This window comes from Pseudomonas sp. A6 (assembly GCF_052367875.1).
Lineage (GTDB): Bacteria > Pseudomonadota > Gammaproteobacteria > Pseudomonadales > Pseudomonadaceae > Pseudomonas > Pseudomonas citronellolis.
This window is the reverse complement of the sequence record NZ_CP198970.1, coordinates 4644941-4659218: the sequence shown is the minus strand read 5'-3', so window position 1 is coordinate 4659218 and position 14278 is coordinate 4644941. Positions and strand designations below refer to the sequence as shown.

Genomic DNA, 14278 nt, shown 5'->3' with positions numbered 1-14278 from the left:
CCGCCCCGAACAAGCCGTGAGTGCCCAGCGATGAATCCGAAGAACCCCGGTCACTTCCGTGACATCCACGCCGATCGCCTCGACCTTGCCGCCGCCCGCAACTGGATGTCGGCCATCTGCGGGCCCCACCGCCTGCACGCCGGCCACCCCGAGGCGGTGCGCTTCCAGCACAGCGGCAGCGTGCTCAAGGGCATGTCCACCACCCTGGGCTGCATCGAGTACGGCACCGAGGTGACCATCGGTATCGTCGAGACCGAGCGCTTCAACAGCTACAGCCTGAGCCTGCCGCTGGTGGGCGAGCAGGAGTTGAGCGTGGCCGGGCGCTACCTGCAGTCGAACCCGCAGCGCGGGGTGATCGTCTCGCCCAACCAGAGCCAGGAACTGAACATCACCGGCGACTGCCGCAAGCTGCAGGTGGTGATACCGCTGCTGGCCATGCGCCGGACCCTGGAGGAAATGCTCCAGCGCCCGGCCGAGCAGCCCCTGGTGTTCGAGCCGGAGATGGACGCCCGGGACGGCGCGGCGGCCGCCTGGTGGCGCATGGTCCGCCACCTGAACGAGGAGATGGCGCTGAGCGAGCTGTTCGGCCAGGCCTTCTTCAGCCGCGACCTGGAGCGCGCGCTGCTCAAGGGGCTGATCCTCGCCCAGCCGAACAACTACAGCGAGGCGCTGCGCCGCTGCCTGGCCGAGAAGGTGCCGCACTACCTGCTTCGCGCCCGCGAGCACATCCATGCCCATGCTCGTGAGGCATTGTGCCTGGACGACTTGGAAGAGGCTGCCGGGGTGTCGCGGTTCAAGCTGTTCGAGGGGTTTCGCAGGTACTTTGGCAGTGCGCCCATGACCTATCTGAAGCACTACCGGCTGCATGGGGTGCGCGAGGACATTCTTGCGGGTGGGGCGCGTAGCATCTCGGAGATCGCGATGGGGTGGGGGTTTGCTCACCTGGGGCGTTTTGCGGGGGACTATCGCAAGCTGTTCGGGGAGACGCCCAGTGCTACGCAGCAGCGGTTGCAGAGGCTTGGTGGGAGAGGGGGAGTGTAGGAGCGAGCTTGCTCGCGAATGGCGCTTACCGGTTGCTCCGGTGCCAGGGGTAACTCCGCTCCCTCTCCCCAGCCCTCTCCCTTCAGGGAGAGGGTTAGGGAGAGGGCGCTCTTCGGCATTACGCCACTGCTTTCGCAAGCCACCCAATAAAAAACCGGCCCCAAAGGCCGGTTTCTTCACCACACCACCCGAACTCAGCGATATTCGCAGAGGTAAGCAGTCTCCACCGCGACCTTCAGTTGGAACTTGCTGTTCCCCGGCACGGTGAACTGGCTGCCGGCGGCGAAGGTTTCCCACTCGTCGCTGCCCGGCAGCTTGACGGTCAGGGCGCCGGCGACCACGTGCATGATCTCCAACTGGCTGGTGCCGAATTCGTACTCGCCGGGGGCCATGACGCCGATGGTGGCCGGGCCCTCGGTCATGCCGAAGGCGATGGATTTGACGGTGCCGTCGAAGTACTCGTTGACCTTGAACATGGGGCTGCTCCTGCAACAGGGGGTAGGGAGGGCGAAAAAAGGAGCGCCAGTATGCCCAAGGCGATGGGCAGCGTCACTACGCGGCCGTCACAGCGCCAGCGGCAGCAGCCGGGCGGTGTTGCGCGCGTCTTCCAGGGCGCGGTGCTGCTGGCCCTGGAAATGCAGTCCGGCCAGTTGCAGCGCGGTGTTCAGGCCCACCGGGCGCTTGAGCTGGCGGGCCTGGGCGAAGCGCTGCTTGAGGTTCAGGTGCGGCACCTGGCTCAGATGGCTGTCGATGTGCTGCTGGCGCCATTCCAGTTCCAGCTGGCGGCGGTCGTAGTCGCCCCAGCTGGCCCAGCCGGCCAGGCGCGGGCTGTGCTGCGCGAGCCAGCGCTCGAACTGCGGCCAGACCTCGGTGAGCGGTGCGGCGCCGTCGACGTCGGCCTGGCTGATGTGGGTGAGTTCGCGGCAGAAGCTGGTCAGCAGCGGGCGGCGCTGCGGCCGCACGAAGCGCTGGAAGTGGTCCAGCTCGCGGCCGTCGGCGGCGGCCACGAGGCTCGCGCCGATCTCGATGATCTCCATTTCCTCGACCGGCCAGCCGCCTTCCTCGGTGGTGGCTTCCAGGTCGATCACCAGCCAGTGGGGCATAGGGCCTGCTCGTGCGCTGAAGTGGGACGGTCCGGACCGCGTGCGCGGCGCCTGGCATGCAGTATGGAAGGCCTTTCGGGGCTCGGCAAACCGCTGCTAGGCTAGCCCGATCGACAACAGGGGAACCGAGCCATGGCGAAAGTCGCGTTCATCGGCCTGGGCGTCATGGGCTATCCCATGGCCGGGCATCTGCAGGCCAAGGGGCATGAGGTCTGCGTCTACAACCGTACCCCGGCGCGCGCCGCGCAGTGGGTCGCCGAGCACGGCGGCAGCTCCGCGCCCACGCCGCGCGAGGCCGCGGCGCAGGCGGAATTCGTGATGTGCTGCGTGGGCAACGACGACGACCTGCGCAGCGTGGTGCTGGGGCCGGACGGCGCCCTCGCCGGGATGCAGCCGGGGAGCGTCTTCGTCGACCACACCACGGCTTCGGCGGCGGTGGCCCGGGAGCTGGCGGTGCAGGCCGCCGAGCGCGAGCTGGGCTTCCTCGACGCGCCGGTGTCCGGCGGCCAGGCCGGCGCCGAGAACGGCGTGCTGACGGTGATGGTGGGCGGCGAGGAGGTCTTCTACCGGCGCGCCGAGCCGCTGATCGCCGCCTATGCGCGGATGGTCCGGCTGATGGGCCACAGCGGCGCCGGGCAACTGACCAAGATGGTCAACCAGATCTGCATCGGCGGCCTGCTCCAGGGCCTGTCCGAGGCCCTGCATTTCGCCCAGTGCGCGGGGCTGGACGGCGAGGCCGCCATCGAGGTCATCAGCAAGGGCGCGGCGCAGTCCTGGCAGATGGAGAATCGCCACAAGAGCATGCTGGAAGGGCGCTTCGACTTCGGCTTCGCCGTGGACTGGATGCGCAAGGACTTCGGCATCGTGCTCGACGAGGCGCGGCACAACGGCGCGCAATTGCCGGTGACGGCGCTGGTCGACCAGTTCTATGCCGAGGTGCAGGCCGCCGGCGGCGGGCGTTGGGATACTTCCAGCCTGATCACCCGGCTGAAGCCGCGCGGGTGAGTCAGCTGCGGAAGATGAAGTAGACCGCGCCCAGCAGGCACAGGCCCGCCCACAGGTAGTCCAGCTTCAGCGGCTGCTGCATGAAGAACACGCTGAAGGGCACGAACACCGCCAGGGTGATGACCTCCTGCATGATCTTCAGCTGGCCCACCGACAGCGCGGTATAGCCGATGCGGTTGGCCGGCACCTGCAGCAGGTACTCGAACAGCGCGATGCCCCAGCTGACCAGGGCGGCGATGATCCAGGGCTTGGTGTTCAGCGTCTTCAGGTGGCCGTACCAGGCGAAGGTCATGAACAGGTTGGAGAACGCCAGGAGGGTGGCGGTTTGGGCCCAGACCGGCATGGGGAGCTCTCGGAGGTGAGGAGGGCGCCAGCCTAAATCGCCGCGCTCGCGCCGCCAAGAGGGGCAGGCGATGCAAGGCCCTTGGCGGCGGGCGCCGCTGGGCTTATCCTCCGCGCCGCGCACCGGCCCTGCGGTGCGCGATCTTCCTCCGTGCCTTTTTATGAGCCCAGCAACGATGCAATGCCGTGCCGGCTGTGGCGCCTGCTGCGTGGCGCCGTCGATTTCCTCGCCCATCCCCGGCATGCCCGGCGGCAAGCCCGCGGGCGTGCGCTGCGTGCAACTGGACGAGCGCAACCTCTGCCGCCTGTTCGGCCGGCCCGAGCGTCCGGCGGTGTGCGCGGCCTTCGACGCCGACGCCGAGGCTTGCGGCAGCAGCAACGAGGAGGCGCTGCGCATCCTCGCCGAATGGGAACGGATCACCGCCGCCTGAGTGACTTGGAAGTCACGTTTTCAGGGGCCATACTGGCGCCCATCCTGACTGCCGAACCGCTCAGGATCGCGGATTTGCAACGGGTACGGCCCTCCGCCGGCCCGGCCAGACCAACAATAACCAGAGGAAGATGACGATGCGTGGCATCCTGCGTATGACCCTGTTGAGCGCCGCCCTGCTGGGCGCCTCCGGCGCCGCCATGGCCGAGGACTGGCAACTGGCCAAGGACCAGGACGGCGTCAAGGTCTACCTGAGCAGCGTCCCGGGCTCGAAGTACAAGGCCTATCGCGGCGTGGTCGACATCAAGGCCGACGTGGCCAGCATCAACGCCCTGCAGGAAGACGTGAAGGGCTCCTGCAAGTGGATCCACGCCTGCGCCGAGATGCGCCTGCTCAAGAGCGAGGGCGACAATTCCTGGACCTACTCGAAGATCGACATGCCCTGGCCTGTGACCGGCCGCGACGTGGTGATCCACGTGACCACCGAGAAGACCGCCGACGGCGGCCTCATCCGCCACCTGCAGGCCGAGCCGACCTACATCCCGGAAGAGAAGGGCGAGATCCGGGTGCCCAAGCTGGTCGGCGAATGGAAGCTGGTGCCCAAGGGCGCGGGCGTCACCGAAGTGACCTACCAGGTGCAGACCGAGCCGGGCGGCAGCATTCCGTCGTGGCTGGCCAACAGCTTCGTGGTGGATGCGCCGATGAATACCCTGAAGGGGTTGCGGGCGGCGGCGGAGAAGCGCTGAGGCTTGGTGTTATGGAAAAGGCCGCCTGGGGGCGGCCTTTTTTGTGTTTGCGGGCTGTCCTGAGCTGCCGGCGAACGGGATGCCCAGCGTGGCCGGTGAATCCAATCGCGGACAAAGTCCGCTCCTACGCCAGTGCTTCCCTGAACCGTAGGAGCGGACTCTGTCCGCGATTCGGCGGATAACGCCATAGGCGTTATGCGCCCTACGCAGAAACCTCCGCATGCACCGGAACGCCTCAGGGGCGTGAGGATCGGAGCGCGGGATAAAAGTTCGCAAGCAAGCTCGCTCCTACAAGTACTAGGGCACGCGAGCAGATAACAAAAAAGGCTGCCGAAGCAGCCTTTTCCGTATCCCGGCGAAACTTACTTGCGAGCGCCGAGGTCGACGAAATCGCGCTGGGTGTAGCCGGTGTACAGCTGGCGCGGGCGGCCGATCTTGTACGGGCCGGAGAGCATTTCCTGCCAGTGCGAGATCCAGCCCACGGTACGCGCCAGGGCGAAGATCACGGTGAACATGCTGGTCGGGATGCCGATGGCCTTGAGGATGATGCCCGAGTAGAAGTCCACGTTCGGGTAGAGGTTGCGCTCCACGAAGTAGGGGTCGTGGCGGGCGATCTCTTCCAGCTTCATGGCCAGTTCCAGCTGCGGATCGTTGATGCCCAGCTCGCTGAGCACCTCGTCGCAGGTCTGCTTCATGACCTTGGCGCGCGGGTCGAAGTTCTTGTACACGCGGTGGCCGAAGCCCATCAGCTTGAACGGATCGTTCTTGTCCTTGGCCTTGGCCACGAACTTGTCGATGTTCGAAACGTCACCGATCTCGTCCAGCATGCGCAGTACCGCTTCGTTCGCACCACCGTGGGCCGGGCCCCAGAGGGCGGCGATGCCGGAGGCGATGCAGGCGAACGGGTTGGCGCCGGAGGAGCCGGCCAGGCGCACGGTCGAGGTCGAGGCGTTCTGCTCGTGGTCGGCGTGCAGGATGAAGATGCGATCCATGGCCTTGGCCAGCACGGGGCTGATCGGCTTGGTCTCGCAGGGGGTGTTGAACATCATGTGCAGGAAGTTTTCTGCGTAGCTCAGGTCGTTGCGCGGATACATCATCGGCTGACCCATGGAGTACTTGTACACCATGGCGGCGATGGTCGGCATCTTGGCGACCAGGCGATGCGCGGAAATCTCGCGATGCTTGGGATTATTGATGTCCAGGGAGTCGTGGTAGAAGGCGGAGAGGGCGCCGATCACGCCGCACATGATGGCCATCGGGTGGGCATCGCGGCGGAAGCCGTTGAAGAAGGTCTTCAGCTGCTCGTGAACCATGGTGTGGTTCTTGATGGTGCCGACGAACTGTTCCTTCTGCTCGGCGGTGGGCAGTTCGCCCTTGAGCAGCAGGTAGCAGGTTTCCAGGTAGTCGGATTTCTCGGCCAGTTGCTCGATCGGATAGCCGCGGTGCAGCAGCACGCCCTTGTCGCCGTCGATATAGGTGATCTTCGACTCGCAGGAGGCGGTGGACATGAAGCCAGGATCGAACGTGAAGTGGCCCGTGGAGGTCAGACCCCGCACATCCACTACATCGGGGCCCAGCGTGCCGGAGAGGACGGGCAGTTCGACGGGGGCTGCGCCCTCGATGATCAACTGCGCTTTCTTGTCAGCCATGATTAGGCCTCCTATTAATGCTTGAAATCATCTGTACGACCCCCCACGCAGGGCCCGCACCACTATAGAGAGATAAATCCGATTGTCAATTTGCAAGAACCGCTACCGGACAGCCCCTCCAACTGCCTGTTTTGGCGAAAAAAATCGCCTATTTACGCCTTTTATGGGGGTGCGGCAATAAGTCCTTAGGCGAAGGCGATTCCGTTGTCATTAGGAGCCTAACTGTCTATACTCGGCGACCAGCCGCTGGGGCCCTCCAGGCCTCGCTCCACAGGCGGTTGTCACTCCCGAAGGTGATGGGTACCTGACAAGTGCACCTCCCGACAACTAGCCCTGCAATTCGAAGGGCTCTCAGTGTGAAAAAAGCCGTGAATAGCAAACGACCTGTAAACCTAGACCTAAGGACCATCAAACTCCCTGTCACTGCTTACACGTCCATTCTCCACCGCATCTCTGGCGTCATCCTGTTCGTGGGCATTGCCGTGCTGCTGTTCGCGCTCGACAAGTCCCTGGCATCGGAAGACAGCTTCGAGCAGGTGAAGGCGTGTCTGGCCCATCCGTTGGCCAAGCTTGTGATCTGGGGCCTGCTCTCCGCGCTGCTTTACCACCTGGTAGCCGGCATTCGTCACCTCGTCATGGACGCAGGTATCGGCGAGACGCTGGAAGGTGGCAAGCGTGGTTCGAAAATCGTCATCGCCATTGCCGTGGTGCTGATCGTTCTGGCGGGGGTCTGGGTATGGTAACTAACGTCACTAACTTCTCGCGTTCCGGCCTCTACGACTGGATGGCCCAACGCGTTTCTGCGGTCGTTCTCGCGGCTTACGTGCTTTTCCTGCTGGGTTACCTGATCGCACACCCGAACATCTCCTACGAGGAGTGGCATGGTCTGTTCTCCCACAGCCTGATGAAGATCTTCAGTCTTCTCACGCTGGTTGCCCTGAGCGTGCACGCCTGGGTCGGCATGTGGACCATCACCACCGACTACCTGACTCCGATGGCGCTAGGCAAAGCCGCGACCGTCGTGCGTTTCCTCGTCCAGGCGGTATGCGGCATGGCCATGTTCGCATTCTTCGTCTGGGGTGTGCAGATTCTCTGGGGTAACTGATCCATGGCAAGCATTCGCACTCTCTCCTTCGACGCCATCATCGTTGGTGGCGGCGGCGCCGGCATGCGTGCCGCGCTGCAACTGGCCCAGGGCGGTCACAAGACCGCCGTGGTGACCAAGGTCTTCCCGACCCGTTCGCACACCGTTTCCGCCCAGGGCGGCATCACCTGCGCCATCGCTTCGGCCGACCCGAACGACGACTGGCGCTGGCACATGTACGACACCGTCAAGGGCTCCGACTACATCGGTGACCAGGACGCCATCGAATACATGTGCTCCGTCGGCCCGGAAGCCGTGTTCGAGCTGGAACACATGGGCCTGCCGTTCTCCCGTACCGAGCAGGGCCGCATCTACCAGCGTCCGTTCGGCGGCCAGTCCAAGGACTTCGGCAAGGGTGGCCAGGCCGCCCGTACCTGCGCCGCGGCCGACCGTACCGGTCACGCCCTGCTGCACACCCTGTACCAGGCTAACCTGAAGAACGGCACTTCCTTCCTCAATGAGTGGTACGCCGTCGACCTGGTGAAGAACCAGGACGGCCACGTGGTCGGCATCATCGCCATCGACATCGAGACCGGCGACACCATCTATATCCGCTCCAAGGCCGTGGTCCTGGCCACTGGCGGTGCAGGCCGCATCTACGCCTCCACCACCAACGCCCTGATCAACACCGGCGACGGCGTGGGCATGGCCCTGCGCGCCGGCGTACCGGTGCAGGACATCGAGATGTGGCAGTTCCACCCGACCGGCATCGCCGGCGCCGGTGTACTGGTCACCGAAGGCTGCCGTGGTGAAGGCGGCTACCTGATCAACGCCCATGGCGAGCGCTTCATGGAGCGTTACGCTCCGAACGCCAAGGACCTGGCCGGCCGCGACGTGGTCGCCCGTTCCATGGTCAAGGAAGTGATCGCCGGCAACGGCGTGGGCCCGAACAAGGACCACGTACTGCTGAAGCTCGACCACCTCGGCGAGGAAGTCCTGCACAGCCGCCTGCCCGGCATCTGCGAACTGTCCAAGACCTTCGCCCACGTCGACCCGGTGGTCGCGCCCATCCCGGTCATCCCGACCTGCCACTACATGATGGGCGGCGTCGCCACCAACATCCATGGCCAGGCCCTGACCATGGACGCCAACGGCAACGACACCATCATCGAAGGCCTGTTCGCGGTCGGCGAAGTCGCTTGCGTATCGGTACACGGCGCCAACCGCCTGGGCGGCAACTCGCTGCTCGACCTGGTGGTCTTCGGCCGCGCTACCGGCCTGCACCTGGAAAAGGCCCTGAAAGAGGGCATCGAGCACCGCGGCGCCTCCGAGTCCGACCTGGAAGCCTCCTTCAAGCGCCTGAACGGCGTGAACGAGCGCACCAGCGGCGAAGAAGTCGCCCCGCTCAAGCGCGAACTGCAGCAGTGCATGCAGAACTACTTCGGTGTATTCCGTACCGGCGAATACATGCAGAAGGGTATCGCTCAACTGGCTGACCTGCGCGAGCGTATCGCCACCGTCAAGATCAACGACAAGAGCCAGGCTTTCAACACGGCGCGCATCGAAGCGCTGGAACTGCAGAACCTCCTCGAGGTGGCCGAAGCCACCGCCATCGCGGCCGAAAACCGCAAAGAGTCCCGCGGCGCCCATGCCCGCGAAGACTTCGAGGAGCGCGACGACGAGAACTGGCTGTGCCACACCCTGTACTTCCCGGGTGAGAAACGCGTTGCCAAGCGTGCCGTCAACTTCGCGCCGAAGACCGTTCCGGCATTCGAACCCAAGGTTCGTACTTACTAAGGGTGCCCGTCATGTTGAAAGTAAGTGTTTACCGCTACAACCCGGAGAAGGACTCTGCACCCTACATGCAGGACTTCGACGTCGATACCCAGGGCAAGGACGTGATGGTCCTGGACGTGCTGGCGCTGATCAAGGAACAGGACGAGGGCTTCTCCTACCGTCGTTCCTGCCGTGAAGGCGTTTGCGGCTCCGACGGCATGAACATCAATGGCAAGAACGGCCTGGCCTGCATCACTCCGCTGTCGGCCGCCGGCCTGAAGGGCGGCAAGCTGGTGCTGCGTCCGCTGCCGGGCCTGCCGGTGATCCGTGACCTGGTCGTCGATATGCGCATCTTCTATAAGCAGTACGAGAGCGTTAAGCCGTATCTGCAGAACAAGTATGCCGCGCCGGCGATCGAACGCCTGCAAACCCCCGAAGAGCGCGAAAAGCTGGACGGTCTGTACGAGTGCATCCTGTGCGCCTGCTGCTCGACCTCCTGCCCGTCGTTCTGGTGGAACCCGGACAAGTTCCTCGGCCCCGCCGCGCTGCTGCAAGCCTATCGCTTCCTGGCCGACAGCCGCGACACGGAAACCCAGTCGCGCCTGGCGAGCCTGGACGATCCGTTCAGCGTGTTCCGTTGCCGTGGAATCATGAACTGCGTGAATGTCTGCCCGAAAGGCCTGAACCCGACCAAGGCCATCGGTCACATTCGCAACATGCTGCTGCAGAGCGGGACCTGATCCCACTCGCCGTCGCGTGCGAAAAGAGCAATACCCGTGCCGCCGGAACATTGTCCGGCGGTACGGTTGCAACGGGCCCCAGCCCACAAAGCCGGGGTTCTGACTCTGAAAACGTATATATGACCAGCAGGGGCATCCGGGCTGGTACCCGGACTATCTGCGGGAACCTTTGTGGCTACCAGTCGCTGCACAGGGCTGGGTCTCCCGAGAGTTCCATCAGGTGGAGTCCCCTTACCGAGGGTGACCAAGCATGCACGAAAGCGTAATGCAGCGGATGTGGAACAGTGCCCATCTATCCGGTGGGAACGCTGCCTACGTCGAAGAGCTCTACGAGCTCTACCTGCACGACCCGAACGCTGTGCCAGAAGAGTGGCGCACGTACTTCCAGAAGCTCCCTGCCGACGGCAATCCCGCCCCCGACGTCTCGCATTCCTCCATCCGTGATCATTTCGTGCTCCTGGCCAAGAACCAGCGCCGCGCCGCGCCCGTTTCCGCCGGCAGCGTAAGCACCGAGCACGAGAAGAAGCAGGTCGAAGTCCTGCGCCTGATCCTGGCGTACCGGCTGCGTGGGCATCAGGCCGCGAAGCTCGATCCGCTGGGCCTCTGGGTGCGTACCGCGCCTTCGGACCTGTCGCTGGATCACTACGGCCTGACCGCCGCCGACCTCGACACCACCTTCCGCACCGGTGAGCTCTACATCGGCAAGGAAGAGGCGACCCTGCGCGAAATCATCGACGCCCTGAAGCAGACCTACTGCAGCACCATCGGCGCCGAGTTCATGCACATCGTCGATTCCGAGCAGCGTCACTGGTTCGCCCAGCGCCTGGAAGGCGTGCGCGGTCGTCCGGCGTACTCCACCGAGGCGCGCGCCCACCTGCTGGAGCGCCTGACCGCGGCCGAGGGCCTGGAGAAGTACCTGGGCACCAAGTACCCGGGCACCAAGCGTTTCGGTCTGGAAGGCGGCGAGAGCCTGATCCCGATGGTCGACGAGATCATCCAGCGCTCCGGCTCCTACGGCGTCAAGGAAGTGGTCATCGGCATGGCCCACCGTGGCCGTCTGAACGTCCTGGTCAACACCCTCGGCAAGAACCCGCGCGACCTGTTCGACGAGTTCGAGGGCAAGAAGCTGGTCGAGCTGGGTTCCGGTGACGTGAAGTACCACCAGGGCTTCTCCTCCAACGTCATGACCCCGGGCGGCGAAGTCCACCTGGCGCTGGCGTTCAACCCCTCGCACCTGGAGATCGTCTCCCCGGTGGTCGAGGGCTCGGTACGCGCCCGCCAGGACCGTCGCAAGGACGGCAGCGGCGACAAGGTCGTGCCGATTTCCATCCACGGCGATGCCGCCTTCGCGGGGCAGGGCGTGGTCATGGAAACCTTCCAGATGTCCCAGACCCGTGCCTACAAGACCGGCGGCACCATCCACATCGTGATCAACAACCAGGTCGGCTTCACCACCAGCCGCCAGGACGACGCGCGCTCCACCGAGTACGCGACCGACGTTGCCAAGATGATCCAGGCGCCGATCTTCCACGTGAACGGCGACGATCCGGAAGCGGTGCTGTTCGTCACCCAGCTGGCCGTCGACTACCGCATGCAGTTCAAGCGTGACGTGGTCATCGACCTGGTCTGCTACCGCCGCCGCGGCCACAACGAGGCCGACGAGCCGAGCGGCACCCAGCCGCTGATGTACCAGCAGATCGCCAAGCAGCGCACCACCCGCGACCTGTATGCCGACGAGCTGATCGCCGCCGGCGTGCAGACCGCCGAGCAGGCCCAGGAGAAGGTCGACGAATACCGCGACGCCCTGGACAACGGCCTGCACGTGGTGAAGAGCCTGGTCAAGGAGCCGAACAAGGAGCTCTTCGTCGACTGGCGTCCGTACGTCGGCCATGCCTGGACCGCGCGTCACGACACCCGCTTCGACCTGAAGACCCTGCAGGAGCTGTCCAACAAGCTGCTGGAGACTCCGGACGGCTTCGTCATGCAGCGCCAGGTGCAGAAGATCTACGAAGACCGCGCCAAGATGTCGGCCGGCGGCATGCCGATCAACTGGGGCTTCGCCGAGAACCTGGCCTACGCCACCCTGCTGTTCGAAGGCCACCCGGTGCGCATGACCGGTCAGGACGTCGGCCGCGGCACCTTCTCGCACCGCCACGCGGCGCTGCACAACCAGAAGGACGACTCGGTCTACATCCCCCTGGCCCACCTGTTCGACGGCCAGCCGCGCGTCAGCCTGTACGACTCCTTCCTCTCGGAAGAAGCGGTACTGGCCTTCGAATACGGCTACGCCACCACCATGCCGAACGCGTTGGTGGTCTGGGAAGCCCAGTTCGGTGACTTCGCCAACGGTGCGCAAGTGGTGGTCGACCAGTTCATCACCAGCGGCGAGACCAAGTGGCAGCGCCTGTGCGGTCTGACCATGCTGCTGCCGCACGGCTACGAAGGCCAGGGCCCGGAGCACTCCTCCGCGCGCCTTGAGCGTTACCTGCAACTGTGCGCCGAGCAGAACATCCAGGTCTGCGTGCCGACCACCCCGGCTCAGGTCTACCACATGCTGCGCCGCCAGGTGATCCGTCCGCTGCGCAAGCCGCTGATCGTCATGACGCCGAAGTCGCTGCTGCGCCACAAGCTGGCCATCTCGACCCTGGAAGACCTGGCCAACGGCTCGTTCCAGACCGTCATCAACGAGATCGACAGCCTGGATCCGAAGAAGGTCGACCGCATCGTCCTGTGCAGCGGCAAGGTGTACTACGACCTGCTGGAGAAGCGCCGCGCCGAAGGCCGCGAGAACATCGCGATCGTCCGCCTGGAACAGCTCTACCCGTTCCCGGAAGACGACCTGGCCGAGGTCCTGTCGCAGTACAAGAACCTCAAGCACATCGTCTGGTGCCAGGAAGAGCCGATGAACCAGGGTGCCTGGTACTGCTCGCAGCACCACATGCGCCGTGTCATCGCCGCGCACAAGAAGGGCCTCAACCTGGAATACGCCGGCCGCGACGGCTCGGCCGCCCCGGCTTGCGGCTACGCTTCGATGCACGCCGAGCAGCAGGAAAAACTGCTGCAAGACGCCTTCACTGTTTAACGCCAACGCGCAGTAGATACCGAATTTAAGGAAACACACAGAATGGCTATCGAAATCAAAGCCCCAACCTTCCCGGAATCGGTCGCCGACGGCACCGTCGCCACCTGGCACAAGAAGGTCGGTGAAGCCGTCAAGCGTGACGAACTGATCGTCGACATCGAGACCGACAAGGTGGTCATCGAGGTGCTGGCCGAGGCCGACGGCGTACTGGCCGAGATCGTCAAGAACGAAGGCGACACCGTCCTCTCCAACGAACTGCTCGGCAAGCTGAGCGAAGGCGGCGCCGCTGCCGCCGCTCCGGCCCCGGCCGCCGCAGCTCCGGCTGCTGCCCCGGCTGCCGCTGCCGCTCCGGCCGCCGCCGGTGAAGACGCCATCCTCTCGCCGGCCGCGCGCAAGCTGGCCGAAGAGAACGGCATCGATCCGAACAGCATCGCCGGCACCGGCAAGGGCGGTCGCGTGACCAAGGAAGACGTGGTCGCCGCCGTCGAGGCCAAGAAGAACGCCCCGGCTGCCGCTCCGGCCGCCGCCAAGCCGGCCGCTCCGGCCGCCGAGGCCCCGGTGTTCGCCGCCGGCGACCGCGTCGAGAAGCGCGTGCCGATGACCCGCCTGCGCGCCAAGGTCGCCGAGCGCCTGGTCGAAGCCCAGTCCTCCATGGCCATGCTGACTACCTTCAACGAAGTCAACATGAAGCCGATCATGGACCTGCGCAACAAGTACAAGGACCTGTTCGAGAAGAAGCACAACGGCGTGCGCCTGGGCTTCATGTCCTTCTTCGTCAAGGCCGCCACCGAAGCCCTGAAGCGCTTCCCCGGCGTCAACGCCTCGATCGACGGCAACGACATCGTCTACCACGGCTACCAGGACATCGGTGTCGCTGTGTCCAGCGACCGCGGCCTGGTGGTACCGGTACTGCGTAACGCCGAGTTCATGAGCCTGGCCGAGATCGAGAACGGCATCGCCACCTTCGGCAAGAAGGCCAAAGACGGCAAGCTGTCCATCGAAGACATGACCGGTGGTACTTTCACCATTTCCAACGGTGGCGTATTTGGATCCCTGCTGTCGACTCCGATCGTCAACCCGCCGCAGACCGCCATCCTCGGCATGCACAAGATCCAGGAACGCCCGATGGCCGTTAACGGCCAGGTGGTGATCCTGCCGATGATGTACCTGGCGCTGTCCTACGACCACCGCATGATCGACGGCAAGGAAGCGGTGAGCTTCCTGGTCGCCATGAAGGACCTGCTGGAAGATCCGGCTCGTCTGCTGCTGGACGTCTGATT

General features: G+C 64.7%; 14 protein-coding genes. 10 read left to right on the top strand and 4 right to left on the bottom strand.

Going from position 1 to position 14278, the window contains the following annotated elements; genetic code table 11:
* Positions 1–30: 30 nt before the first annotated feature.
* Positions 31–1041 carry an AraC family transcriptional regulator gene (locus ACTWJ5_RS20305; protein WP_074982663.1) on the top strand — a complete coding sequence of 337 codons (1011 nt, stop codon included), beginning with the start codon at positions 31–33 and terminating at the stop codon, positions 1039–1041.
* Between the two features lie 194 nt (positions 1042–1235).
* Here the strand turns inward: ACTWJ5_RS20305 and ppnP are convergent, their stop codons facing one another.
* Positions 1236–1517 carry a pyrimidine/purine nucleoside phosphorylase gene (gene ppnP / locus ACTWJ5_RS20300; protein WP_074982661.1) on the bottom strand — a complete coding sequence of 94 codons (282 nt, stop codon included), beginning with the start codon at positions 1515–1517 and terminating at the stop codon, positions 1236–1238.
* 87 nt (positions 1518–1604) lie between these two features.
* On the bottom strand, positions 1605–2144 hold the full coding sequence (locus tag ACTWJ5_RS20295) for an exonuclease domain-containing protein (protein ID WP_009619365.1): 540 nt from the start codon (positions 2142–2144) through the stop codon (positions 1605–1607).
* Positions 2145–2276: 132 nt separating this feature from the next.
* Here ACTWJ5_RS20295 and ACTWJ5_RS20290 point away from each other — a divergent pair, with 132 nt between their 5' ends.
* Positions 2277–3149: an NAD(P)-dependent oxidoreductase gene (locus ACTWJ5_RS20290; RefSeq protein WP_043266741.1), complete on the top strand. Its 873-nt coding sequence runs from the start codon at positions 2277–2279 to the stop codon at positions 3147–3149.
* 1 nt (position 3150) lies between these two features.
* On the opposite strand, the gene ACTWJ5_RS20285 is transcribed toward ACTWJ5_RS20290, so the two are convergent.
* A complete protein-coding gene (locus ACTWJ5_RS20285; RefSeq protein WP_009619370.1) occupies positions 3151–3492 on the bottom strand; it encodes a DMT family protein in 342 nt (113 codons plus the stop codon).
* A gap of 175 nt (positions 3493–3667) precedes the next feature.
* Between ACTWJ5_RS20285 and ACTWJ5_RS20280 the strand changes: the two genes are divergently transcribed.
* Both ACTWJ5_RS20280 and ACTWJ5_RS20275 read left to right on the top strand, forming a co-directional pair.
* Positions 3668–3922, top strand: a complete 255-nt coding sequence (locus tag ACTWJ5_RS20280; protein WP_009619371.1) for a YkgJ family cysteine cluster protein — start codon at positions 3668–3670, stop codon at positions 3920–3922.
* 136 nt (positions 3923–4058) lie between these two features.
* Positions 4059–4667 carry an START domain-containing protein gene (locus ACTWJ5_RS20275; protein WP_135500019.1) on the top strand — a complete coding sequence of 203 codons (609 nt, stop codon included), beginning with the start codon at positions 4059–4061 and terminating at the stop codon, positions 4665–4667.
* Positions 4668–5029: 362 nt separating this feature from the next.
* Here the strand turns inward: ACTWJ5_RS20275 and gltA are convergent, their stop codons facing one another.
* Positions 5030–6316, bottom strand: a complete 1287-nt coding sequence (gltA, locus tag ACTWJ5_RS20270) for a citrate synthase (protein WP_074982655.1) — start codon at positions 6314–6316, stop codon at positions 5030–5032.
* Positions 6317–6672: 356 nt separating this feature from the next.
* Here gltA and sdhC point away from each other — a divergent pair, with 356 nt between their 5' ends.
* The 6 genes from sdhC to odhB all read left to right on the top strand — a co-directional run bounded on the left by sdhC (position 6673) and on the right by odhB (position 14276).
* On the top strand, positions 6673–7059 hold the full coding sequence (sdhC, locus tag ACTWJ5_RS20265) for a succinate dehydrogenase, cytochrome b556 subunit (protein WP_167364784.1): 387 nt from the start codon (positions 6673–6675) through the stop codon (positions 7057–7059).
* Positions 7053–7421 (top strand): succinate dehydrogenase, hydrophobic membrane anchor protein, encoded by a 369-nt coding sequence (sdhD, locus tag ACTWJ5_RS20260; protein WP_074982652.1) that lies wholly within the window; start codon positions 7053–7055, stop codon positions 7419–7421. The genes sdhC and sdhD overlap by 7 nt, the downstream gene beginning before the upstream one ends.
* A gap of 3 nt (positions 7422–7424) precedes the next feature.
* Positions 7425–9197 (top strand): succinate dehydrogenase flavoprotein subunit, encoded by a 1773-nt coding sequence (gene sdhA, locus ACTWJ5_RS20255; protein ID WP_074982650.1) that lies wholly within the window; start codon positions 7425–7427, stop codon positions 9195–9197.
* An 11-nt stretch (positions 9198–9208) separates the two neighbouring features.
* Entirely contained in the window at positions 9209–9916 is a 708-nt protein-coding gene (locus ACTWJ5_RS20250) for a succinate dehydrogenase iron-sulfur subunit (protein WP_074982649.1), read from the top strand.
* Positions 9917–10166: 250 nt separating this feature from the next.
* Positions 10167–12998: a 2-oxoglutarate dehydrogenase E1 component gene (locus tag ACTWJ5_RS20245; RefSeq protein WP_116424943.1), complete on the top strand. Its 2832-nt coding sequence runs from the start codon at positions 10167–10169 to the stop codon at positions 12996–12998.
* Between the two features lie 42 nt (positions 12999–13040).
* Positions 13041–14276, top strand: coding sequence for a 2-oxoglutarate dehydrogenase complex dihydrolipoyllysine-residue succinyltransferase (gene odhB / locus ACTWJ5_RS20240; RefSeq protein ID WP_009619379.1), 1236 nt, complete (start codon positions 13041–13043; stop codon positions 14274–14276).
* Positions 14277–14278: the final 2 nt, after the last annotated feature.